The organism is Shewanella sp. TB7-MNA-CIBAN-0143, assembly GCF_040310065.1.
In the GTDB taxonomy this organism is placed as follows: Bacteria; Pseudomonadota; Gammaproteobacteria; order Enterobacterales; family Shewanellaceae; genus Shewanella.
Window position 1 is genome coordinate 81919 of sequence record NZ_JBEOPL010000014.1, and the last position, 25767, is coordinate 107685.

The window sequence follows — 25767 nt, forward strand, 5'->3', positions numbered from 1 at the left end:
TACAATTACCCCTCTTAGTGTGTATCGGTGACGACAAGTAATAAGCTAACAGTCTTGCTAAGCAAAATCGTCGGTCTGCTGATGGTGAGAATAGATGAATGTCTATTGAGCTTGCATGCAACAATTTAGTGCCGTTGAACAGTCATCATAAAGGTCGGTTTACGCGGATAAAACACAATAAAAAAGGCGCATGTTGCGCCTTCCTCATTATTTTTCGTGAATATTTATTCACATATCGACAATATTTACCTATCTAAAATTGAGTGTTGCAGTGTCTTTTTCATCGTTATTATCGACTACCGTCAGTGACACAGCTTTATCGCGACGACTGAAACTAAACGCGATTGGCCCATGTGCTTTTCGACCATTATTAAATAGCCAGTTTTGACGTTTAATAAAACCGTCTTGGTCATAGCTCGTTGAAATAAATAATTTCATAAACCATAAGTTAACCAAGTGTATTTGTGCAGTTGGCGCTATATTAGCCGGTTCAACAAGCACATTTATGGTTTTCACGGTTGTCACAACCTCACCTTTATTGTCAGTAACAGTAAGCTGAACTTGATAATTACCTGATTGCAGATATTGATGTGAAGCCGTTTCTACATTAGCAACAGTACCATTAACGATAGTACCATCACCAAAATCCCATTCTAATGACGTAATATCACCATCATTATCAACAGAGGTAGACTGAACCTGTAGTTGGCTACCATTGATTTGATGATCAAAACTGGCGATTGGGAGCTCATTTTTCACCTCAAATTGCAGTGAAACAATCACAGGATCATGGTCTGAAGAGCGGAAGCCATCAGCTTGATACAAATCTTGTATCTGAGCAGCAGATTTAAACTCTTGGTTATAATCAAGGATCCTTGGCTCGTCAGCATTGATGTGCCATTCCGTTATGGCTAATACATTATCCAATAACGCTTGGTTTGCTAATGCATGGTCTAATTGGCCTGACTCACCCGAGAACACATAGGAGTATGAATTAACACTGCCAAGATGCTCATTTAATTCGCTATAGCCATGGCTGGCAAGTTGAGTGAGTGGATTTTCTTTGGCATAAGCATTTAAATCACCCATTACCAAGATTTTTTGCTCTGGATACTGCTCCATTAACCATTGCCCAATAGCATCTGTTGCCCGGGTACGGGTTAAATTACAGTTACCTTGGCCATCCAATAAATCAGGATCATTGTTACTGTCGCAACTACTTCCTTTTGATTTTAAATGGTTTACGGCGACAACAATGCTGCCCTCACGGCCATTGAGCATAAATGATTGCGTTAACATCGGACGGTTTTTACCGTCATCAAACAATGCCGCGCCATTTCCATCAACAGGCGAATTAGCTGAAGATAATATTTGAGCATCACCTGTTGGAGTGATTTTATCAGCACGGTAGATCATTCCCACAGCAATTGCATCGGAACCTATTTGTGCCACTGAAGGCACAACATAAGCGTATACCTCCGCTCCCATAGCTTGGTTTAATCCGCTGACTAAGTCGTTAATGGCTGAATCACTACCATAGCCGTCATTTTCAATTTCCATTAAACCAAATACATCAGCGTTAATGGCATGCATTGCACTGATAATTTTCACGCGTTGACGCTCAAATTCAGATAATGTGTCGGCGCCGCGATCAGTCGGAAATCCATTGCCGTTGCCATCACCGTTGAAATAATTAAGCACATTGAAACTGGCGACACGAAGATCTGCGCCAAGCGCTAACTCTGGAGTAGATTGTCGCGGGTTACTTTGCACTACATTGACCACTTGAGTTGGCATCACACGATATTGGCTAAAGCCATAATGCATAATACCCTCGAGCCCGGTAACAGAATCGCCTACCCGTAAGGTATTTGAGGCTGATAACCCAGGAGCTGGATAAGGTATCTGTTCAGGATTTTGGCTGGTTAAGCCATCATCCAACAAAATACTATCTCTGGCATTCGCTTCAGTCACTGCCAGCGCTGCTGCACCAGGTAAAGCAACTTGAGTACCGATAAAATGGCGACTACTGCCTAATGATACTTCACCATAACGGCCTAAGTTATACACTTCATTGACCACCAGAGATTGATCGAATATTACTCGCATGCCTTCAACACGCTCAAGTTGTTGATTGTCGGCTAACGGCAATGTGACAGTAGCAACCACAGGCAATGATAGGTTAGTACCACATAATGCAAATTGAGTCACATTAGACAACTGAGTTGTGCCTTGATATTCGGCAACAGAAGCTTGTAAACGAATTCTATCACCGGCATTCACGTCAAGTGATTGATTACCGCTGTAAACAAAAATACCTTCTGAGGTGTTAATGTCAGCATCAACTTCGCTGTCGGCCATTTGGATAAATATACCCTTTAGCCCAGCTTGTTGATTACTCGTCACAATCGCTTCAACCACCACGTCTGAACCCACTAGAGGGCTTGTGTCATCCATCCCTTGAATGTCATGGATTGCGACTGCGCTTTGTGAACAGACAAATTCTATTGGGTCAGTTGGATCTACTGGGTCTACTGGATCTGTTGGACCTGAATCATTACCCGCGAAAACACCTAAATCGCTGATGTCATCTTGAGCAAAACCTTGCCAGCCAGTAAATGTGACTTCGTCGTCAATGATGGTATCGGCAATTAATTGAGTGGCGTCACGACGAAGAGTATTGTTTTGGGTCGATAAATCACCTGCTCCCCATTGTGAACCGGGGTCTGTACCCACTTGTCCTAAAGAGTCGATCACTACGCTATTGTGACTGAGTACAATGGCATCATCACCATTAAAAAAGCTCGCTGTACTCGTCTGTTGAGCAAGCGCAAGGATCTCTGCAGATGCATCATTATCGGCGATAACAAACGTTGAGTTGGCTGCAATATTGCCATCCAATGCAATATTGGTTGTCGCTGCGGTATTGCCATTAAAATAAAACGACAACACATAATTACTCAAATCTATCGCTATCGAACTTGGATTGTACAATTCAATTGCTTTGTTATTACTGCTGCCTTCTATGTACTCTGAAATAAGCACATCTTGAGCAGCAACATTGAATACCATTAAAGATGATATCGCGAGCAACGACTTTTGAACTAACATAGTGAACCCCTATTCATTATCCATAAATCCAATGAGTTAATTTAATTATTCAATTGATATTTTATTGCTTGGTATAACCTCAGCTCGGAATAACCGTTGTAATAAACAGATAAAGATCCGTTTATGTTCAAATCATCAATATCAAGCTTGCCATTGTTTTGCTAACAAACCGTATTGACGAATCAATAGTGTGCGAGTTGTAAGTTGATACAACAGCGATAGCGAAATAAGCGCATGTTTGATAAGCATTTATGATCCCGCGTTGAGGCTACATAGCTCAATCAGCGCTTACTATAACGATTACGGATGACAATAAGGTTGCAAAGATGTTGCAGTGAATACAAAAGCAATTTCAGTCAACAACCGCGCCTAACTACCGCTTATTCACACACCTCTTTCTACGATCTTTTTTGGTTACCTAGGCGTGAAAAACAGCCAAAAAAATACCGCTCATATTGAGCGGTATTGTTAGCTGATGTTATTGAACGATGTTATTGACCAGCGTTATTGACCGATGTTATTGACCGATAATAAGCAATTAATGCTTTTTAGACACATCAACCATATAGTGACCTTGTAACCAATTTCGGCCAATTAATAATTTATAACCCATTTTGGTACGGTCTTTAAGATTCACATCGACTATAAATTCATGACGAGGCTCACCAACACTTAACCTCACCATGTAACGCCTTTCTGTACCTTGTGCATTACGAATTAACGATGTGCCCCGAATTTTGGTGCGAACATCAGCTTTTTCGCCTTTTTCATTCGCTGTGGTGAACGTAATCATCTTACCAATGTTATTTTCAATGTTCACTTTGTCTTCATTCTCGACTCGAATATTAACTGCATGTAATGAGTTTTCAACGGCGCCGGTATCTATACGCGTATTATACATTAAGCCAGTTTGCTTAATGCTCAGATCTGCTAAAGGACCAATGGTCTTTTTGTCAGAAACATCCACAATGTAGTTATGTTTTAAAAAGTTACGCCCAATAAGTAATTTGTAATTCATGTGGCTACGATCGCGTAAGTTAACATGAATATTATGCAATTGATCAGGAAAACCTATATCAAGCTTCACCATGTAACGAGTTTCAATTCCTTGAGAGTTTTTCACCCTTGAAGTACTGACAATTTCGGCTTGAATGCGTTTTTTATCACCACGTTCATTTTCAGTAGTGAATTCAACAATTTTACCAACATTGCTTTTCATTTTTTTGGATGCACCGCCAAGGATTTCTAAATTGACAGCGTGCAGTGAAGTGTTCACGGCACCTGTATCAATGCGAGCATTATATTGTAGTCCTGACTTAGCGACGGTCATGGTTTCAACTTGACTTAAAACGGTTTTATCACTCGCAAAAACAGATATAGAAAGCAAACACAGCAGAGTCGAAATCACAATTCTTTTAAACATGATCAATCCCAAAAAATCCACAAATCGCTTTAGTAGCGGCCAGTTTTATGTACGTTTATTGCAATAAATGATCAACTTCTTGATCGAATAAATTTTTAATCAGTCCTGAAAACTCAGTAATAAAAATGCTTTGTTCGGGGGTGGCTTGTTGATTAGCTACAGAGGCTAAAATCTCTTCTAAGTCATATACAATTGCGTCAATTTCGCGGATCACCATATTACGTTGTGCAAATGATAATTGCGGGTTTTGCCCACATACCATAATGATCTGAGCAGATAACTGCTCTTCAAACAATTCCATGACAGTTTCCGTTGCAGCGGCATTACTCTCAGACGACTCAAATAGCCCTAAATGTTCAGTTAAATACTGAATTAAATGCATGTATCCGTCTTTGTCAGTAACCATTTCATACCACCTTTCTTAAAAACGACTTAACAGGAAATGGCTCCCAACCTGATGATTGAAAACCATTAATAACCACATATAACTATTGCGCTAAGGTTAGCACAAATGACACTGGCACCGCTAAGCTGATACTCGGCAATCCCGCCATTTCTTTAAGTTTTTCGACACCGGACACTAAACCAAATTCACTTGCTTGAACAATCACTGGCGCTAAGCTTGAAATCACCATTTTCTTATCCGACAATTTAGCGACTAACACATCAAAGCTCTTTTGTTGTTTCTGACCATGTAGCTTAATGGTTGCTTCAACTTGCGTCGTTAGCGTGTCACCGACTTTTAATCCGGCTAGCAATTTAGGGTTAACCACTGCATCCAAGGTTAACTTAGGAAACTGTGCCACTTCAAATAACACTGCTTGCATTCGTTGATCTCGAATTTCTATTCCGGTATCAACACTGGTTAAATCAATCGATAAAGAAAATGCACCAGCATCCGTTAATGAACCTGCAACTTGTTTAAAATGATGCACTTCAGCAACATCGGCTTTCTTAATCGAAATGAAGCTCACCCGAGAATGATCTTGATTGACTTGCCAATCGCCTGCCATCACTGATGTACTCAGCAAGCTCGCGGCTAATAATGGTAACCATTTTTTCATCGTAAAGTCCTTTGTATAGAAAGTAAGATTAACAATAAATAAGTATAGAGTAATCTTTGGTTATATCTTGCTGGGGATCAATCTAGCCAGCCATTTGTCTAACGCTTGTGCAAAAGCATGTTTATCCGTTTGCGAAAAACTGTTCGGACCACCAGTATGGATGCCACTGCTGCGCATTTCTTCCATAAAATCGCGCATCGTCAGAATCTGTTTAATATTTTCAGCTGTATACACCGTACCACGAGGGTTTAATACTAGTGCGCCTTTATCAACCGCATCAGATGCCAGAGGAATATCAGCAGTGACGACTAAGTCCCCTTTGACGACTTGTTCCACAATGTAGTTATCTGCTTCATCAAAACCCGAACTCACCCGTATCATGCTAACTAAGGGCGAAATAGGCACTTTAATCATTTGATTGGCCACTAACACTAATCGAACCGATTTACGCTCAGATGCCCTAAATAACATTTCTTTAACTGGGTTGGGGCAAGCATCAGCATCAACCCAGATTTTATTGGTTATCACCGCAAAATGCTCCACTTCATTAACACTCATTAAGGTGCCAACCGATCAATATTCCAATCCGCATCGGTTTTAGTGTAAATAAATCGGTCGTGTAACCGATGTTCACCACCCTGCCAAAACTCAATGCTAGCTGGTCGCACCAAATATCCACCCCAAAACTTAGGTAATGGAACCTCACCTTGGGCAAATTTAGCTTTCATTTCAGCAAATTTACCTTCTAACGCCTGTCGTGCGCTAATCTTGCTTGATTGTTTAGATACCCAGGCAGCAATTTGGCTATCTTTTGGTCTAGACATAAAATATTTCGCCACGTCCAACATAGATAATGGCTCCGCTTGCCCTAATACAGCCACTTGACGTTCAAGTGGATGCCAAGGAAACAGTAAACTGACTTTACTGTTAGTGGCAATTTGTTTTGCTTTGCGGCTTTCTAAATTAGTAAAAAACACAAAACCGTTATCATCAAACTTTTTTAATAACACAATACGTTGAAATGGCTGGCCATCTTCGTCCACCGTCGCGACACACATGGCCGTTGGGTCAGTAAGTTGGGCATCTTTTGCCTGTTGCATCCATTGTTCGAATAGATCCATTGGGTTAACAGGCAAATTCGCTCGTCTTAATCCGCCCTGGGTATATTCACGGCGAATATCACTTAAATCACTCATATTGGTTCCTCATTAAACCTTGCTGGACCTATTCTACGCTGAGCAGACACAAAAAAGCCAACGTCAACTCGTTGGCTAATGTGTTTAATTACAAAGTTGAAATTACTTTTTAATTAAGCCTTTACCTTCAGCCCACACCTGTAGCATTTCAAGGCCCAGTGTTGCTGCAGCTAGCGGGGTAACATCTGTATAATCATAAAAGAATGCTAGTTCTACAACATCCATGCCGACAATATTTAAACCACGTAAGCCACGAATGATCTCGCTAGTGAACTTACCACAAAAGGGCGTAGCTGTAGCGGTTGCAAAAGCCGGGTCTAAACATAAACAGTCAATATCGAATATCGAATGTCGAATGCGACGTATAACGGCATATCGCCAACACGCATAATTAACTGTTCAACCATTTGTTGAGCGGTTAAGTTATTGGCGAATCACTTCAAAGCCATGACCTTTTTTGTGCTATTCAGTACAAATAGCAATTTGCATTGAATGCTCAACATCAATAAACCCCTCACGCAGCGCATAGTAAAACATTGTCCCGTAGTCGTACCGTACTTACTGCCTTGGCGGTATCTGTGTGGGCATCAAAAGGTAAACCAATAACAACGTCTGCGTCAGACTCTGCGGGTTTGAAATCAAGCGGTTGGCGTAAATTGCCACATGGGTTTGAATAATACGAATAATCTAATTTTTCTACGAAAGTAGTTATAAACGATCAAAAGATGGCAACTGTTGATAATTATAATAGTGTAGGGCTCAGCAGTTCTGAGCAATCTTGCTGATAGTGGTTAAAGTGTATAGTGAAACCTTGCTCGATTGGCATCGCGCAATGGCTTAAACACAAATAATTTAAAAAGGGTTTATTGGCAATATGACTATTAAAGCCAATAATGTCACAGCTACTAGGCTGCAATAATCTTACCAGTTCAGCAAAAACATCAACCGGCGTTGAGCTAAGATCAATGTTAGTTTCAACACTCACATATGAGCTATTTTCTTGTGGTGTAATGTGTATTGTAAAATATTCAGCACCGCGAATACCGTTTATTGAATAACCTAACGGACTGAATAAATACTGATCAATACTAAAACCATTAAATAATTGTTCCAGTTGCAGCATCTGACTAATTTGAACAGTTGATTGCTGCTCACCACGTAAATAATCAGCTACTGCACCAGAAATATGGTACATCAGCAGTTCATTGGTAGTATCGAGCTGGCTAGCTTGATAGTCTTTGTTGGTCGAAAATATATAGTGATGATGGCTATCTAAATGACCCATTCGATAGGCCTGCCCAGCAATAAACTGCCTTAATCTAAACACATCATCGATAAAGGAAGTTGCTTGTAAATGGGCATAGTATTCATTTTTGCGTTGATAACAAATGTACGCAATCGCCTGTTCACTTAAATGTTCAATGCAGTAGCATGCAGATTCTACCAACGTGCTAGCCCCGCAAGTGAGCATAACGATACGATCATCCCAAACAAATAAACTCGATTCACTCAGCAAATAAGCATCACAATATTCATTACTTATGGAAGATAAAATGTCTGCATTTGAGGCAGCAACGAGCCCCAGCCAAAATGTTCGATCTAAGGATCGTAATTTAGGCGCTGATTCATTAACAATAATCTCTAACTTTTTCTCTGAACCTTCAAAAAACATGTGTAACTACTCAGCACTTATTCTAATTAGAGATGTTTGTATAAAAATGTAATGTCTCATGGTTAAGCCATATATGCGCAGTTAAAAGAGAAAAAAGCGTAGTTTAGCGGTTTAAATAAGCATTTCCCAACGATAAAATAGGCTTAAATAGAACTGCCTGAATAATTACAAATATGTTAGCAACTTAAAAGCCTAGCGACCTGAGATCGCTAGGCTTTTTTAATAACAAGCTAACATCACTTAGTCGATAAGATTAAAAATCTTCTAAGTAAGTGTAACCCTTAAGCCCTAACTGTAACTCTTCTAGAATACTGGCACGCTCTTCTTCAACAATATGCTGATTTACAAGCTCTTCATAAGTGCGCATAAAGTCAACCGCATCTAAGTTTACATAACGTAAAACGTCAGCTACCGTATCGCCTTCTAAAACAGATTCAATCTGGCTTAATCCACGCTCATCAATGCGAACAACAGCAGAGTTAGTATCACCAAACAAGTTATGCATATCACCCAAAATTTCTTGGTATGCACCCACCATAAAGAAACCAATCAAATATGGGCTGTCGGCACTCCATGCTGGGACGGGCAATGTGGTTTCAATTCCCTGACCGTCTACGTATTGGTCAACAATACCGTCTGAGTCACAGGTAATATCTAACATAACCGCACGGCGCTCAGGTGCTTTATCTAAACCCGATAACGGCAACACTGGGAACACTTGATCAATACCCCATGCATCAGGTAATGACTGGAATAAAGAGAAGTTAACGAAAAACTTATCAGCTAACTTTTCATTTAATTCGTCAATCACTGGACGGTGATAGCGGTTATTGTTGCTTAATAGTCCCTTCACTTCATGGCAAACACGTAAATTAGCTTGTTCTGCCCAAGCTCGGTCAGCCAAACTTAATTGACCCACAGCAAACAATGAGTGTGCTTCAGAAATATCACTTTGACTATCATGGTAAATTTCAATAATTGCACGTTGATCATATCGACCGCTGATTTCTAACCAAGATTGCCACATATTGTGGAGCAATTGCGGCGCCTCTTCACTTGGTTCCTGAATATTTTCTGGTTGATACGCTTCAGTACCAATAACATCAGTAATTAACACCGCATGATGCGCCGTTAAATGGCGACCAGATTCAGAAATAATACGCGGCATTGGTTGCTCGTACTCATTACATAAATCGGTTAATACGTTGACGATATTGTTAGCATACTCATTTAAACCATAGTTCATTGAGTTATTGCTCTGGCTACGAGTACCGTCGTAGTCAACCGCTAACCCGCCGCCCACATCGAAACAATCAATGCTGGCACCAAGTTGGCGCAATTCACAGTAAAAACGGCCAGCTTCACTTACGCCTTGGCGAATGTCGCGAATATTGGCAATTTGCGAACCTAAATGGAAGTGCAATAGCTGCAGAGAATCAAGCATATTAGCACTTTTTAATTCAGCTATAACTTTCAACACTTGTGCTGCAGACAAACCAAATTTAGACTTTTCACCACCGCTGGCTTGCCATTTGCCTTTGCCCTGGAAAGCCAAACGCACACGTAAACCTAAACGAGGTGTAATACCAAGCTTTTCAGCTTCAATTAATACCATTTTAAGTTCTGACATTTTTTCCAGAACGATATACACCTTATGGCCAAGCTTTTCGCCGATAAGTGCTAAACGAATGTATTCTTTATCTTTGTAACCATTACATACAATGACTGAACTGGCTTTTTGTGCCATGGCAAGTACAGCCATTAACTCTGGCTTACTACCGGCTTCAAGTCCTAACTGAGGGACTTCTTTAGATTTTTGGCTAGCTAAAATTTCTTCAACTACCGTTTTCTGTTGGTTTACTTTAATTGGGTAAACTAACAAGTAATCATTTTGATAATCGTACTTCTTAATTGCATCATTAAATGCTTCGCATAAACTTTCCACTCTATGGTGTAAGATTTGCGGGAAACGGACTAATACCGGTAACGAGACGCCTGCTTCGACCATACTTTTGGCTAGTTCATTTAAGCCGACTTTATGATCAGGATTTTGTGGGTTAGGTGACACTGTCACTTCGCCATCTTCACGAATACCATAAAAACCTTGGCTCCAGTGAGTCACGTTATAACCCGAGCGAGCATCTTCGATAGACCAATCAGACATAATTATTTTCCGTATTTGTATCAAAGTTAGCAGTTGACCAAAAGTGGCTTCTGCTTGTTAAAAATCCAGATAACACAACAATGCTATCCAAGAAATAAAAATGGTTTATTCAGCACTATGATTATGGCTGTAAAACCTGTGACAGACAAAATGGAGGCCCTATAAATTGGCTCGACATCATATCGTCATTGTTATCATGTTTCGCATCTGCTTATATAGAACATCTTACGCAGAAATCCACAAAGCATGCAAATTTTGGCTGCTGAACATCAGTTCGCTGCTGTAACAAGTATTTTACTGATTACGCCTGCAGTTAGTTCACTTTTTAATTGCTAACCAACCACATTTTTAGCCTTTATAAAAACGGCGCAATTAAAACCTGCAATGATGTGTAATGCAAGTTAATTACCGATTAATTACTATAAAAAATCATCTACAATTGTTGTCATAAACCTCAACAAACAAGGCGATAAGCCTAAATGATTTTCGATAGCGCTTAATTGGCACAACGTGAGCTTAATTTACGTGTATAATTACGTGTTTTTCTTAAGATCATCTTTTTCATTTTTAATTAAAGTAGAGTCATTCATGATACAAATCGGTAAACGTTATTCATTAGAAGTTGTTAAACAAGTTAATTTTGGGGTTTATCTAAATGCTCAAGAGCTTGGACAAGTCTTGCTTCCTAATAAATTTGTCCCTACCGGTTGTAATGTCGGTGATATGGTAGATGTGTTTCTTTACCTAGACTCTGAAGACATTGTGATTGCTACTACCCAAAAGTCGTTAGCTCAAGTGGGTGAATATGCTTATTTAAAAGTAATCGCCACGGGCCCATTCGGCGCATTTTTAGATTGGGGCTTAGACAAAGATTTACTACTCCCTTTTGGCGAGCAACATAAACCGGCAGAAGAAGGCCACTCATATTTAGTTTATGTCCATGCTAACCATGCCGACGAACGTATTATGGCATCGTCAAAACTGGATAAGTTTGTCGATAAAACAGAAGCGCATTATACCGAAGGTGAACAGGTTAATTTAATCATCGGTGGCACTACAGAGTTGGGTTACAAAGCCATTATTAACAACCTGCATTGGGGCGTAATTTACACTAATGAAGTTTTCCAAAAATTGCGATTTGGTCAAAAAGTGACTGGTTATATCAAAACGATTCGCAGTGATGGCAAAATTGATCTTGTACTGCAAAAAGGTGATAAAGACGAGCTAGACAAAAATGCCCGGTTGATCATTAATAAATTGCGTAGCGCTAATGGTTTTTTACCTCTACATGACAAAACTGATGCTGATGTCATTTATGACAAACTCGGCATGAGTAAAAAAGCCTTTAAGAAATCAATTGGTGGTTTATTTAAAGCAGGTGAAATCACAATCGAAAGTGAAGGTATTCGCCTAACTGTGTGAACAATAATCGATTAGCCTCGGTAAACTAGTCCAATCCTTTGAGAAAAAGCATGCCTCTGTTATAAAAGTAATAGAATCATGCTTTTTATTAAAAGGATACTGTGTATGGAATTAACCTCACTAGAAGCTAGAGTTATCGGATGTTTACTCGAAAAAGAACTCACGACTCCAGATCAATATCCTCTGTCATTAAATTCACTCGCCTTAGCATGTAATCAAAAAAGCAGCCGCGAACCTGTGCTGTCACTGAGCGAATCTCAAGTAAAAACAGTATTAGACGATCTTACCAAAAAACGCTTACTCAGCGAGCAATCTGGTTTCGGTAGTCGAGTCGAAAAATATAAGCATCGCTTTTGTAATACTGAATTCAGTGAATTGCAGTTAAGCAGTGCGGAAGTCGCTATAATTTGTGTGTTGTTATTGCGGGGACCGCAAACACCAGGCGAACTCAAAACTCGTACCAATCGACTCCATGAATTCACTGATGTCTCACAGGTTGAAACAGCATTACTGGCATTAAGCCAACGTGAAAAGCCTTTAGTAGTTCAACTTGCTCGAGAAGCGAATAAACGTGATTGTCGCTTCCTTGAGTGCTTTAGTGGCAACGTTGATGATTATGATGTGAACAGCTGTGATGCCATTGTCGTGTCGACTCACACTCAACAAACTGTACAGCAAGATTCTCGGATTGTAGAACTAGAACAAAGAGTTGAGTTGCTAGAACAAAAGCTAGCCCAATTAGAGTCGCTTTTAAACTAATTAACGCTTTCCAAAACAGGTTAAGCAAGGAAAAGTATATGGACCGTACCGCATCTCCATCGTCATTAACTCATATTTGGTTATTAGCCAAATATGAGTTAACCAAACGTTTTACTAACAAAAGCGGTATGATTTCATTAATCGCCTTTATGCTAATTTGGGCAATTTTATTGCTGTACCCTATCAAGAGTGCATCTGAATTTATTATGCAGCCTAACTTCAAAGACTTTACTGAAGCCCTCTTTGGGCCAGGGAGTTTACGCCATCTATTTGAATGGCCCGTCGAAGAGTTTGCTGTGTTTTGGTTAGCTGCACTGTACCTTTTCCCCATGTTCAGTATTTTTATTGCCGCAGACCAATTTAGTTCAGATAAACAACGTGGTAGTTTGCGATTTCTAACCTTAAGAGTCAGTCGTTCCAGTTTGTTTTTTGGTCGTTTCTTAGGGCAAATGTTTATCCAATTGATGTTGATCATCTTAACGTTATTGGCAACCATCGCATTAGCATTATCACGTGATATATCTTTGTTATTGCCATCAATAACAACTAGCTTAATCGTAATGGTTAATCTAGTGATCGTATTATTACCCTACACTGCTGCTATGGCGGTGCTGTCATTACATGCAAACTCAGCAAGACAAGCCAGTATATTTGCGGTTATCTTGTGGGCTGTAGTATCAATATTTATTGCATTAATTAATATGAATTTCCCACAATTAAGCTGGTTAAACTGGATACTGCCTGGTTCGCAAATAGGTAATTTGATCAATACTCAAGGATTAGGTTCATTCGTATACGCTCCCATTCCTTTACTGCAAACTGCGGTTATTTTATTTGCTGGTAAAGTCTTAATGAGTAGGAGTGCGCTATGAGTATCATTCAATGTGACAACCTTTCTAAACAATACGGTAATAAACTTGCGCTCGACACTGTATCGTTAACGCTTACACAAGGTGCTCCCATTGCATTAGTGGGTCCAAATGGTGCCGGTAAAACAACGCTATTTAGTTTATTATGCGGTTTTATTCAACCCACCAATGGCTGTATTAGCATTTTAGGCCATAAACCCGGTAGCAAAGCGTTACAAGGACTATTGTCGGCATTGCCACAAGATGCAGCATTGGATCCTAATTTTAGTATTGTGTCGCAACTCCAGTTTTTTGCCCAATTACAAGGCATGACAGCAGCGGCAGCAAAACAAGAAGCATTAAGAGTTCTCGCCCTTGTCGACTTAAGTGACTCAGCAGAGGCGAAACCTAAAAGTTTAAGTCATGGTATGAGTAAACGAGTCTCTATTGCCCAAGCCCTCATGGGTTCTCCTAAGATTGTGTTACTCGACGAACCGACAGCGGGACTTGATCCTGCCAATGCGAAAAAAATTCGTCAAATTGTCAAAGATTTATCCGACCATACGACTTTTGTGATCAGCTCACATAACCTTGATGAACTTGAAAAGTTATGCGACCAAGTTGTCTATCTCGAACATGGCAAATTACAGCAATCGGTATCAATTAAAGCCAGCCAAGCGACAGACTTTATCACGCTGACAATGAAGCAATGTGACATGGACAGCCTCCATCAGCAGTTATTAGGCCTTAACGATATCATTGAAGTAAGGCGTATCGGTGATGAGCAATATGTTATCGAGTACCAAAAGCAATCCGGCTTTGCCATTGAAATGCAGTTGTTTGAGCTGTTTACTGCTCACCAGTGGCAATATAAAGCATTACTTAAAGGCCGTACCTTAGAAGAAACCTTGTTTTCTTAACTCACCGCCAATGGTTAAATGAACCTTTAATGCTGACTAAAATCGGTTTGCGTAAAAAGGCTTAACAACAAACGTCATAAGCATCAGTCTCTAATGCCATCGTTTATTAATTAGTGATAACTCACCATATTAATAAACCATGGCATTTTTTAATATATTATTTACGTATCAGGTCGATATAATGAAAATTTAATTGCTTAAAAAACCACATCAAATGAGGTACGTTAAAGTGTCTTCAATCGCTCACCCCTCTTCTACAGCGACTCTAAAACAGCAAATACTCTACATTCAAAATAACGACTAAATGCTAAGAAATCAGTCTAAATGACTAGACCCTTAAGTAAAGAAGCCTTCCCAGCAACCTCAATGCAATGCAATTAACTCAGCGTCCTTCAGTTAGTGAGCTCAACGCTAAAATCTGTTAAAGGGTTCTAAAATAGACAACATAAATAGGCAAAATTAATAATGATAATAATTTCATAAGCTTAGGCTTAAACACACCCATTGCTGACGTGTATTTTAATGCGCTAATAACCTGTCGTTACAACTAATACAATCCAGATATTCAATAAGCAACGGCTGAATGAGCGTTTATAACGATGAATTCGTTGTGTATTAGTTCTGAATCTGCTCTGTATTGTCACTAAATGGCAAACAAGCCATTGCTGTTATTGTGCTTATAATACTCAACAGTTTTGGCTGTTAATGTATTTACATAACAAAGACAAACTAATAATCCTCAATTCTAGTCATCTTATTAAGCTGGCTTTATGTGATGACCGTTTATGAGTGAGCCACCTTGTTCTTTAGAAAAGCTAAATCTTAAGTGACGGTACAGCATATAGGGATACGCGGGTCGACCGTATAGCGTCGACAGAAGAACGGTTTTTATCATCTTTGAATGAGTTTCTGGAGTCATTTTGAACTGATAAATGATTTGATGCGCATAACAATATTTCTATGTGTATTAATGATATGAGAGAGATAAATAGATTAATGATATACAACATATGATTAGACGATTAGACGATTAGACGATTAGACGATTAGACGATTAGACGATTAGACGATTAGCATGATGACAATACACAATAAAAAAGCAAAAAAAACTGCAGCAATAAATTGCTACAGTTTTAAATCTTTTAACACTTAGCCGAAGCTAAATACTAAACGATTGAAACGTTCTCAGCTTGAGGACCTTTCTGACCTTGAGTCACAGTGAAAGAAACTTTCTGACCTTCGTCAAGAGTTTTGAAACCGTCTGAGTTGATAGCACGGAAATGAACGAATACGTCTGGACCAGACTCTTGCTCAATAAATCCGAAACCTTTATCAGAGTTAAACCACTTAACAACACCAGTAACTTGAGACATAATATAAATCCTGTAAAAAAAAATAGTTAAAGCCTTAACGGCAGTAAAGCTGGAAAATGCCGGTATTACTTATGTTTACAGGACGAAACTGTTCGTATTGATAAATATAAGCCCAACCTTCAAGCTGAGTAAACTATAAACCATTTTCAGGATAAGTCAACAAACATCAACCAAACAATGGTATTTAATTAGTCTCATTTCAAAAAGGTTTATCTTTGAGCATCAAATAGTTATTTATATCAATTATCTGATTGTTTATTGTTCTCGTTGATGAATTTCGATTTTAAAATCTATCTCACACTCGAGCCCTTGCTCTATTATCTGAGACTTCTGTGAATCACTCAATTTCCATGCGTAAGGAGTCATGTTAAGAAAGTGATCAATGTCTTCCGCACGAGTTAATGTTAATGAATAAGCTAATGCTTGGTGTGCTAAGTAAGTAAAGCCATCTAACACCATAGGTTCTTGTGGATGTTGTTTGGGTTCACTATAAATTTTCTTTTTTAACGCATAGTGATGCATCGGCCCAGGAGAAACGGTAATGAGTATTCCGGTCGGTTTTATCACCCGCTGTAACTCTTCAACTTTAGACGGCGCATAAATACGTATCGCTAAATCAAAACTGTCATCAGCAAAAGGCATTTCAAATGCACTTGCCACACAAAAATGTAATCCACTATAGCGTTTGGCAGCATAACGAATTGCAGACTTAGAAATATCTAAACCATAAAACTCACAATGGGGTTTAACCACAGACTGCAACGTTTCAAATAACCGATGACTGTAATACCCTTCGCCACACCCTATATCGAGCACCTTAGTGGCATCTCCTCCAGCAAACTCTAGCGCTAACTGATTTACTTTGTCGCTTAACGGTTGATAAAAGCCTTGATTAAGAAACTCTCGTCTGGCAATCATCATTTCTTTGTTATCACCAGGATCTTTTGTTTTCTTTTTTTGTACAGGCAATAAATTAACGTAACCTTCTTTAGCACAATCAAATTGATGGCGCTGTTCACATTGCCAAGAATGTTGTTGTTGTACTAATGGCGCGCTACAAATAGGGCAAATATAAGACATGGGTGGGCTCTAGAGTTACTGAAAAGTTAAAGATCGTCATCACACAGCTTATTGACCATTTCCGACACGTCTTTAGGGGCTAAAAGTTCAAAACAATCCAATTTACGCTGTAATTGTTCATTATTATAAAATTGTTCATTAGACGAGCGGCCGAAGTTGGAACGCTCTAATGACTGATGATAGGTCCGTAACAACCATTGATGCTTATTTTGCAATAAATGATCGAGTTTTAGTAGCTCAGTTGAGACACCTGGGTGGATTTTGCCCGACTCGCCTCGGAGGTAATCACGTAATTCTCGTCGAACTTGCTCTAATTCACTTATATGAACCGCAAGCATGGTAGAAGGCTCATCATAATCAAACTTACGTCCTAATATCGCTTTAGCCATAACTAGAGCTTGAGGTTCACTCAAAATCCGTAAGTCATTCTCTAACGTCACTAGTTCAAAACGAGCTTCAGCCGCTACACTAAAGTGCACATCTTCATCAGCGTGAATATTAATCGTCACCCCATTTCTGAGTTGTTCAATACACACACGTGGAGCTACCCCCATTGAAGGATATAACTTAATCCCCTGCCCTACGAGCCTTGGCTGAGTAGGCATTTCAATCATTGTTTGTGTATGTTCAAAAGCAAAAGTCAAAAAAGGTTGAATACGTAAAATGAGTGTCGTTTGTTTATGCTCAACTTGGCTAACCACAAACTCAACTAAAGGATTACTCATCGTTGAAAGTACTAATAAATCACTCACACTATCCGGTAAACGAAGTGTCAACGCAGTCGGTTGAGTTATTTCACTGACGCATGGTTGAGTAAATACATGATGATGCATACAATATTCCTTTACTACTTCACTAAATTGTAACCAGCAAATCCACATTAGTCACCAGTAAACAAGGTTATATTAGAAAAATCATATTGAAGGTTACCTCATTATCATTTTTTTATGCTGATAAATGTTAACATGTTTTTAATCGCGAAAAGGATCTTATACTTACTATGGCTAACGCAATTCAACCCACCTTATTCTGGCACGATTATGAAACATTCGGGGCAAACCCAAGCAAAGATCGTCCGTCTCAGTTTGCGGGTATTCGAACCGATTTAGAACTCAACATTATCGGTGAGCCTGAAACCTTTTATTGCAAACTCGCGCCTGACTATTTACCGTCTCCCGAAGCCATATTAATTACGGGGATAACCCCACAACTGGCCAACCTTAAGGGCGTACCAGAAGCTGAGTTTATGAAACGTATTAATACGCTGTTTAGCCAACCCAGCACCTGTGTTGTGGGCTATAACTCATTACGTTTTGATGATGAGGTCAGTCGCTATGGTTTCTATCGTAATTTTATAGACCCTTACGCGCGAGAATGGCAAAACGGTAATTCTCGTTGGGATATCATTGATTTAGTTCGAGCTTGCTATGCATTTCGTCCAGACGGAATAAATTGGCCGAAGAAAGAAGATGGCTCACCGAGTTTCAAGCTAGAGTTACTCACCCAAGCGAATGGTTTAAGTCATGAAAAAGCCCATGATGCTATGTCAGACGTTTATGCCACGATTGCTATGGCTAAACTGATAAAGCAGACACAACCCAAGCTGTACGAATATTATTTTAATTTAAGGCGTAAACAAGCGGTTGCGGATCATATTGATGTCCTTAAAATGCAGCCTTTGGTTCATGTCAGTTCAAAAATTAGTGCGCTGCAAGGCTGTACTACGTTAATCGCGCCAGTGGCATATCACCCAACTAATAAAAATGCGGTGATATGCGTTAATTTGGCCATGGATATCTCGCCAATATTAGAATTATCTGCTCAAGAAATAAACGACCGTATGTATACGTCTCGTCAAAACTTAGCTGAAAATGAGCTCGCAATACCACTCAAACAAATCCACCTTAACAAGTGTCCCTTTATCGGATCGCCAAAATTACTTGACGACGAGGTAGCTGAAAAATTACAGTTCGATAAAGCATTTGCACGTGAGCAATATAAACGCTTAAAAAACCACCCAGAATTGCGCGAAAAGCTTAACCAAGTATTTGAACTTGAATCAGATCGTAAACCGATCACCGATCCTGATTTAATGCTATATAGCGGTGGATTTTTCAGCCATGCTGATAAAACAAAAATGGACATTATTTGCCATACTGCACCACATAATTTAGCAGCTTTGGCATTGCAATTTGATGATCCGCGGATCAATGAAATGTTGTTTCGTTTTCGGGCACGTAATTATCCAGAAACATTAAGCGACAGTGAAGTCCGTAAATGGCGTGATTTCTGTCAACAACGCTTATCGGATGCCGATTATGTGATTAAACTCGAGAACCTGGTCGAAGAAACCAGCGAGAATGAACACAAACAAAAGCTATTAAAAGCCCTATATCAATATTTACAGTCACTATAGTAAATTTTATTTTTACCCAATTTATTTCATCTAAGGATTAAGGGAATGCAAAATCGTTTTTTAGAAAGCATTACTCAACTAGACAAACCTCTGGCCAATGCGCTTGTGCCATTATTACACGAGCAATTTTGCGGTCATATTGATGCAAGTCAATTTGCAGGCCTAGTTAACGCAAGCGGTAAAACAGAGCAACAAGTGCTCATGGATTTATTACCTATTGCCGCAGCACTCGCTAACCCACCGATAAGCGAATTTTATGTCGGTGCTATTGCAAAAGGTGGCAGTGGCGACTTGTACATGGGTGCTAATTTAGAATTACCCGGAGAAGCGTTATTTCACAGTGTTCATGCTGAACAAAGTGCCATCAGTCATGCATGGTTAAGTGGTGAAACAGAAATTGTTGATATCATTGTAAACTTCAGTCCTTGTGGTCATTGTCGCCAATTTATGAACGAACTAGTCAATGGCAGTAAGATAAATATTCACCTGCCTAATCAACCAACCCAAACATTAGCGCATTATTTACCTTATGCGTTTGGGCCGGCAGACTTAGATATAACCGTGCCACTATTATGTAAGCGCGAGCAAGAATTTAATTGTGATTCAGATGACCCAATGATCATCGAAGCCATTGATCAAATGGGCCTCAGTTACGCGCCATATACTAATAGCAATGCCGCTGTTGTATTAGAAACTAACGACGGCGCCACTTTCTGTGGTCGTTATGCTGAAAGTGCGGCATTTAATCCATCAATGCAACCGATGCAAATGGCATTATCCAATTTAATCCGCCATAACCGTCAATACAGCGAAATAAAGCGCGCGGTATTAGTCGAATCATCAGTAGGCAAAATTACCTTGGTCGGCGCTGCTATGGATGCTCTGCATGCAATCGCACCGATTGAGCTTCAACATATGGTTGTAGAACCATTGCTGGGATAAATAACAGCAAACTTACTATGTTAAATATTCAGATAGATGGAAGGCGCTAATAAGCGCCTTTTTTTATTTGGATTAACACTACATTAAACCTAGATTAATAATGTATTATATTTTAACAATCTACTGCTGATACCATGCTAAGCTAATTGACATTTTTAGCATGGATAATATTAATTTAGCATGGATAATATTAAATTATCGGTGTACACATCGTTAAACAAACAACTGTTTATTGCTATTTTAATTATTTACTGGCTAATAATTTTCATCTAATGCAGCGTTTAATCAACAACAGTCTGTAGATAATTTATCTCCTTTAATGGCAGATAATGAGTAGGATTATTACCATGGCCGATATTAATCAATCTTATAGCCAAATTCAGATAATAACTGCAACATTATTAACGGGCACATCGTTATCAATGAACAAACAAATGTAAAGCGAGTCACTATTGCGCATATCGAGCCTTAGCAAAGTTTTACTCTTTATGCTGTTTTGTACAGTCGCTTTAGTATGGGCCATTATCGAAAATGCCAAACCTCTTACGGTCAAAATACTCAACAACTTATTAGCCGACAACCACATAGAAGTGCTTAATTTTGATGCCGAATATGTCTCATTTAATCATATTCGGATCCCCAGGTTAGTCCTAAAAATTGAAGACAGTCATATCGCTATCCAAGAGTTCAATCTTGAGCTGCGTGACAGCCTGCAAATTCTTAAAAACCAACAAATCAACGCCGACGATATCGTTAGCATCAAAACCCAGAGTGTCTATGTTGATTTGGGCGACAGTTTTTTCATTCGTCAATCACAACAAACTGAAGAATCTCCAGCGGCAATGCAACTCAACCTCGCAAAATTACCCACTATTGAGCTAGGTGAAATAAACATTAAGCTACCAGTGCTGGATAAAGATCTCCCACAGCAACACACTTTAAAGATGGACCAGCTTACGTTGACCCAAAAAGGTCAACTAAATACCTTGTGGCGATTTAATGACTTCCCGCTATTTAGCCTAGATGCCAGCTTAGACAAACGTGCTTGGCAATTTAACACCCTTGTTGATTTAGGGTTAAGCTATCAAGGGCTTGATTCATTAGAACAATATTTAAGCTTATTAAACAATAAACAACAGTCACAACAAGCGCAAAGCAACAATATGCTTCATGGTTTGCATACGCAGCTATCACAACTTCTACAACCCATTCGTCAACAGCAAGTCACCATAGAAGGCCAATGGACAGCCAACAGTAAAATTAACTTAATCAGCGGCGAGATGAGCAGTCAGCAATCGATAGACGGATTATCTTTGCACTCGCCACTTTGGCCTAGTGTCTATTTTTCGCCGCAACAACCCATTAAGGCGATGCTTAATTTGGGCAATTACCCGCTACAGGCCTCACTAGACAACAGTAAAACCATCGATGCCTTCGCGCTAAAACTTGATATTGCCCCGCTACACTACCAACTGTCGCCCTCACAAGACGACAGAAATAAATTAATTGCATTGTTAGCCGATGATCACGCCAATCAAATAGTTCATATCATTGAACAGTTAACCCCTAAATCACCTTCTCAGCTAGCCAGTATCGATGTAGGCATGGCCTATCCCGTTGAAGTCGTTATCCCGCTGCAAAATGATGCTCTACCTCTGCAGGTGTCAATTCCTGACCTAAGCGTCAGCATTGAAGGGTTATTGCTCCAAAGCAAATTAAAACTGGCGCACACCACATTCAATAGTCATCAACAATTTAACAGTCATTTCGATTGGGGTATGGCATTGTCGACCCCGGAAGCAACAGCCAAGACACAACAACAGCCAGTTAACACACTCACCACAGCCAACACAACCGTAACCGTTAGTGAAAATATATCCGAACCAACATCAGCACCAGTAACCGCGATGGCTCCAAGTCTAATTGATATAAAAGCCTTATTCCCTGAGATCCCGTTAGAGCAGCTGTCACTTTCTAATGCGAAAGTGAATCTAGTCGGTCAAATATCGCAGTGGCAACAAAATCAACTCGAACTGTCATTGCTGCCAAGCTCCAGCGTAGCCGTCAACAACACAAGTATATTGCGCAGTATTACCAGTGAGAATGAACAACATACCAAGCAGACCAAAAAATCTTCTGCACTATTAGGGTCATTCGGACTTGTGCTTAACGACACCTCGACCATGTCATTCAAACGAAATAATACTCAACTCAATCTATCTCCGTTTACACTGCAAATTGGCCAATTGATTGTTCAGCAAGCAACCCAAGTGGACAACAGTAAACTATCAACCACACTGGCCTCGGTTAACAAAGCCGATATTGCCATCAATCAAGGTATAATCTTGGCGTTACATCAAGATGAGCCCATCGACAAGTCGCTAGAACGTTGGTTACAAAACCCTGCAACCAACGACATAGCTTGGCGTATCAATAAACTCGATATCACCAAGCAACTGGGCAAAAGTCGCCGACAACCACTACTTGCACTTGATAATATTACGGTTACTCAGCAGCTCAATTTATCCAAAGGATTACTGGTTGGTAGCGAACAATGGCAACTCGATACCCTTAACTTAAGCAGTTATCACTTACTTAAATTTGCCGATAAAAAAAGCCCATTATCATTAGCTGGCCAATGGACTTTTGATACCGACATTGAAATAGCACTGAAGACATTACAAAAAGTCCAACCCCTGCCAGATAACTTTACAATTCAAGGCCACAGCAAACTAATCGCAGGTTTTGCATTAAGCGAAATAGGCAACACCAGTCAGTTTGAAATGAAAATTCAACAACAGTTGTCATCTTTGTCAGGTCAATGGGAAGATAAAACCTTTAATGGCGGTGACGTGTTTGCCCAATGCCAATTTAACTGGCAGCAAACTCACGATGGTCCTAATACTCCTGCGGCTGAAAAACACTTTGCTCACAGTCAATTAGTCTGCCCACAAACCGCAATCAGTTTACAGCAAGCTAAACTTGGTTTATCGCTAACAAACTTGAATTTGAATGCCGATATCGAACTCAATAAAGACGGCAATAAAACGCCGACCAATTGGTTACAGCAAGTTACAGGGTTAAGCGAGACCAACATCAACCTTACCGCCAGCGGCGACATGCTTGATGGACGCTTTTTATTACCTGAGTTTGTACTAAAACTGCATGATAAATCTTATGGATACTTATTATTACAAGGGTTGAGCCTAGAAAAATTCTTAGAAGAGCAACCGCAAGTGGGTGTTAAAGCCAATGGCTTATTTGATGGCGTATTACCCGCGGTACTGGTTGATGGCAAAGTGACTGTTACTGGTGGCAAACTGGCTGCGCGAGCACCTGGAGGATTAATTGAAGTTGCCGGAAATCCTGCAATGGATCAGCTAGAATTATCTCAGCCTTATCTTGGATTAGTCTTTACCGCACTTGAGCATCTTAACTATACTGAATTGTCGAGCTCCTTTGACATGATACCCAACGGCGATGCACAGATTAATATTGCAGTAAAAGGTAACAGCCGTGACATTGAGCGCCCTGTTCACCTTAATTACTCTCACCAAGAAAACTTAATTCAGTTATACAAAAGTACTCAGATCGGTAATCAGCTACAAAGCAAAATTGAAGCAAAAGTCCAATAGCAGCATAAAAGGATCGTCCACGTGAAATATTCATCGACATATTTAGTCAGTATCAGCACCATAATGGCATCGTTATGGTTATCAGCTTGTACGCCTACCGTAAAGATAGAGCCACCTGACAAGCCAATTGTCATTAACTTAAATGTTAAAATTGAGCATGAAATTAGAATTAAAGTGGAAAAAGAACTCAATAATTTACTTGAGAATGACGAGTTATTTTAAGCAGAGGTTATCAAGATGAAATCTAGATTCGTTTTAGCCACTGCCGTATGCTTAACCAGTTTATTATGGTGTGCCACTGCTTGGGCAATGACATTGCAACAAGCCAAAACGGCCAGACTAGTAGGTGAGCAAACAAACGGTTATTTAGGTGTTGTCATTCAATCAAAAGAAACACAACAGCTAGTACTCACGGTTAATACCAAACGCAAACACTATTATCAACTCATCGCTGAGAGAAATAAAATTAGCCTAGATAAAATTGCCACTCTTGCGGCTCAAAAAGCGATTGAAGCAGCGGAACCTGGGCATATGATCCAAACGCCACAAGGGCAATGGCTAAAAAAATAACCACGAGAGTTGCCTCTACGTGGTTATGTCTATATCTAACAAACCATTACATGGTCGCCATAACCCAATAATCTAAGCGCTTCTGTGGGTCTGTGACAATCGATTTGCAAGAGTCTTTGTATTTTGACATCAATGCGCCTAAGTTATTCGACCCAGCTAATTTATCAATTTGCTTTTGTTTAGCAGCAACAACATCTTTTTCAACTTGCTCTGGGGCACGGTACTTACCCGCTATCGCCACGGCATCAATTGCAGAGGTTTTTAAACGATCACCCACCGCTTTCATTTGTGGGGCATTCATCGCAGCAATCGCTTCCGAGCTAATTTGATAATACGCTGCACATTCAAGTAGTTCATCAGTGAATGCTTTTTCTGCAGCATCTTCTGCGTGTGCAGTTACACTCATGCATATAGCCGACACAGTAAAAACCCACATAGCAGATTTGTTCATGGTTGTTTCCCTTCGTTTTTAGAAATTTGGAGATAAAGTTAACGATTGATAATGCGCTAAACGAGATGTTAAAAATTGTTCAACTTGAGGCCATTCGGTTTCAATAATCGAAAACACCACAGTGTCACGAATAGTCCCGTCAGCTTGAATTTTATGATTGCGTATAATGCCATCTTGCTTAGCACCCAACCGTGCGATAGCGTTTCGAGAGGCATGATTATGCCAATGCGTCCTGAATTCGACCGCGATAGCATCTAAGGTATTAAATGCATAGCGGAGTAATAATAACTTGGACTCAGTATTAATAGCACTACGTTGATAAGATTTAGCGTACCAAGTGTAGCCTATTTCGAGTCTACGATTAGGTTGGTCCCAGTGGCAAATTCGAGTACAACCAATAATATTGCCAGAGACTTTATCACGCACCGCAAACGCGACCGCTTCGCCTTTGTTTTCACGAGCTAAAGCATGCTCGACATACGCTTTCATACCATCGGCATTAGGAATTTGCGTAAACCATAATGTCCACAAATCGCCATCACTGGCAGCCACAGTTAATCCAGGAACGTGATCGAAAGACAGTGGCTCTAGGATAACATGTTCGCCCATTAAGCAATCTTGTCTATTAATCCAGCTCAAATTAACGCTCCTTATAGTAAAAGGTTACATTACCTTAACTGCATATAGATTTACAGCCAGCAACTACAATGTTTTTATCTAT

Annotated in this window: 23 protein-coding genes; 9 read left to right on the top strand and 14 right to left on the bottom strand. The window is 39.8% G+C overall.

What is annotated here, in order from left to right:
- Positions 1 to 249: 249 nt before the first annotated feature.
- From AAEY97_RS12825 to speA, 9 genes are all read right to left on the bottom strand, one after another.
- Entirely contained in the window at positions 250 to 3111 is a 2862-nt protein-coding gene (locus tag AAEY97_RS12825; protein WP_350999204.1) for an ExeM/NucH family extracellular endonuclease, read from the bottom strand.
- A 538-nt stretch (positions 3112 to 3649) separates the two neighbouring features.
- Positions 3650 to 4534, bottom strand: coding sequence for a putative ATP-dependent zinc protease (locus tag AAEY97_RS12830; RefSeq protein ID WP_350999206.1), 885 nt, complete (start codon positions 4532 to 4534; stop codon positions 3650 to 3652).
- A 55-nt stretch (positions 4535 to 4589) separates the two neighbouring features.
- A complete protein-coding gene (locus tag AAEY97_RS12835) occupies positions 4590 to 4940 on the bottom strand; it encodes a DUF3802 family protein (protein WP_101087551.1) in 351 nt (116 codons plus the stop codon).
- An 82-nt stretch (positions 4941 to 5022) separates the two neighbouring features.
- Positions 5023 to 5598, bottom strand: a complete 576-nt coding sequence (locus tag AAEY97_RS12840; protein ID WP_101087550.1) for a YceI family protein — start codon at positions 5596 to 5598, stop codon at positions 5023 to 5025.
- Positions 5599 to 5658: 60 nt separating this feature from the next.
- Entirely contained in the window at positions 5659 to 6156 is a 498-nt protein-coding gene (locus tag AAEY97_RS12845) for a YaiI/YqxD family protein (protein ID WP_101087549.1), read from the bottom strand.
- Positions 6156 to 6794, bottom strand: coding sequence for a pyridoxamine 5'-phosphate oxidase (gene pdxH, locus AAEY97_RS12850; RefSeq protein WP_350999209.1), 639 nt, complete (start codon positions 6792 to 6794; stop codon positions 6156 to 6158). Before pdxH ends, AAEY97_RS12845 begins: the two co-directional genes overlap by 1 nt.
- A gap of 102 nt (positions 6795 to 6896) precedes the next feature.
- Complete coding sequence (locus tag AAEY97_RS12855) at positions 6897 to 7160, bottom strand: arginase family protein (protein ID WP_350999267.1); 264 nt, start codon at positions 7158 to 7160, stop codon at positions 6897 to 6899.
- A gap of 376 nt (positions 7161 to 7536) precedes the next feature.
- Entirely contained in the window at positions 7537 to 8466 is a 930-nt protein-coding gene (locus AAEY97_RS12860; protein ID WP_162022914.1) for an adenosylmethionine decarboxylase, read from the bottom strand.
- A gap of 253 nt (positions 8467 to 8719) precedes the next feature.
- Positions 8720 to 10630 carry a biosynthetic arginine decarboxylase gene (speA, locus tag AAEY97_RS12865; RefSeq protein WP_101087546.1) on the bottom strand — a complete coding sequence of 637 codons (1911 nt, stop codon included), beginning with the start codon at positions 10628 to 10630 and terminating at the stop codon, positions 8720 to 8722.
- Positions 10631 to 11218: 588 nt separating this feature from the next.
- Between speA and AAEY97_RS12870 the strand changes: the two genes are divergently transcribed.
- The 4 genes from AAEY97_RS12870 (at position 11219) to AAEY97_RS12885 (ending at position 14579) form a co-directional block, all read left to right on the top strand.
- Positions 11219 to 12052 (top strand): CvfB family protein, encoded by an 834-nt coding sequence (locus AAEY97_RS12870; protein WP_101087545.1) that lies wholly within the window; start codon positions 11219 to 11221, stop codon positions 12050 to 12052.
- Between the two features lie 105 nt (positions 12053 to 12157).
- Positions 12158 to 12811 carry a YceH family protein gene (locus AAEY97_RS12875; protein WP_350999212.1) on the top strand — a complete coding sequence of 218 codons (654 nt, stop codon included), beginning with the start codon at positions 12158 to 12160 and terminating at the stop codon, positions 12809 to 12811.
- Positions 12812 to 12849: 38 nt separating this feature from the next.
- The gene (locus AAEY97_RS12880) at positions 12850 to 13683 is read left to right on the top strand and encodes an ABC transporter permease (RefSeq protein WP_162022912.1); all 834 of its coding nucleotides are present in this window, start codon (positions 12850 to 12852) and stop codon (positions 13681 to 13683) included.
- The gene (locus AAEY97_RS12885; protein ID WP_350999217.1) at positions 13680 to 14579 is read left to right on the top strand and encodes an ABC transporter ATP-binding protein; all 900 of its coding nucleotides are present in this window, start codon (positions 13680 to 13682) and stop codon (positions 14577 to 14579) included. The genes AAEY97_RS12880 and AAEY97_RS12885 overlap by 4 nt, the downstream gene beginning before the upstream one ends.
- Before the next feature lie 1166 nt (positions 14580 to 15745).
- On the opposite strand, the gene AAEY97_RS12890 is transcribed toward AAEY97_RS12885, so the two are convergent.
- The 3 genes from AAEY97_RS12890 to AAEY97_RS12900 all read right to left on the bottom strand — a co-directional run bounded on the left by AAEY97_RS12890 (position 15746) and on the right by AAEY97_RS12900 (position 17865).
- Positions 15746 to 15952 carry a cold-shock protein gene (locus AAEY97_RS12890; RefSeq protein WP_011637160.1) on the bottom strand — a complete coding sequence of 69 codons (207 nt, stop codon included), beginning with the start codon at positions 15950 to 15952 and terminating at the stop codon, positions 15746 to 15748.
- Between the two features lie 255 nt (positions 15953 to 16207).
- A complete protein-coding gene (gene rlmA, locus AAEY97_RS12895; protein ID WP_350999220.1) occupies positions 16208 to 17032 on the bottom strand; it encodes a 23S rRNA (guanine(745)-N(1))-methyltransferase in 825 nt (274 codons plus the stop codon).
- Between the two features lie 26 nt (positions 17033 to 17058).
- Complete coding sequence (locus AAEY97_RS12900; RefSeq protein ID WP_192116105.1) at positions 17059 to 17865, bottom strand: hypothetical protein; 807 nt, start codon at positions 17863 to 17865, stop codon at positions 17059 to 17061.
- A 167-nt stretch (positions 17866 to 18032) separates the two neighbouring features.
- Between AAEY97_RS12900 and sbcB the strand changes: the two genes are divergently transcribed.
- From sbcB to AAEY97_RS12925, 5 genes are all read left to right on the top strand, one after another.
- Entirely contained in the window at positions 18033 to 19448 is a 1416-nt protein-coding gene (gene sbcB, locus AAEY97_RS12905) for an exodeoxyribonuclease I (protein WP_350999224.1), read from the top strand.
- Between the two features lie 45 nt (positions 19449 to 19493).
- Positions 19494 to 20390: a cytidine deaminase gene (gene cdd / locus AAEY97_RS12910; RefSeq protein ID WP_101087538.1), complete on the top strand. Its 897-nt coding sequence runs from the start codon at positions 19494 to 19496 to the stop codon at positions 20388 to 20390.
- Between the two features lie 488 nt (positions 20391 to 20878).
- Entirely contained in the window at positions 20879 to 24025 is a 3147-nt protein-coding gene (locus AAEY97_RS12915; protein WP_162022860.1) for an intermembrane phospholipid transport YdbH family protein, read from the top strand.
- A 63-nt stretch (positions 24026 to 24088) separates the two neighbouring features.
- Positions 24089 to 24247: a YnbE family lipoprotein gene (locus AAEY97_RS12920; protein WP_081430160.1), complete on the top strand. Its 159-nt coding sequence runs from the start codon at positions 24089 to 24091 to the stop codon at positions 24245 to 24247.
- Positions 24248 to 24262: 15 nt separating this feature from the next.
- Complete coding sequence (locus AAEY97_RS12925) at positions 24263 to 24595, top strand: YdbL family probable chaperone protein (protein ID WP_101087536.1); 333 nt, start codon at positions 24263 to 24265, stop codon at positions 24593 to 24595.
- 46 nt (positions 24596 to 24641) lie between these two features.
- Here the strand turns inward: AAEY97_RS12925 and AAEY97_RS12930 are convergent, their stop codons facing one another.
- Both AAEY97_RS12930 and AAEY97_RS12935 read right to left on the bottom strand, forming a co-directional pair.
- Positions 24642 to 25046, bottom strand: coding sequence for a hypothetical protein (locus tag AAEY97_RS12930; RefSeq protein ID WP_101087535.1), 405 nt, complete (start codon positions 25044 to 25046; stop codon positions 24642 to 24644).
- An 18-nt stretch (positions 25047 to 25064) separates the two neighbouring features.
- A complete protein-coding gene (locus tag AAEY97_RS12935) occupies positions 25065 to 25655 on the bottom strand; it encodes a GNAT family N-acetyltransferase (RefSeq protein WP_162024323.1) in 591 nt (196 codons plus the stop codon).
- Between the last annotated feature and the right edge of the window lie 112 nt (positions 25656 to 25767).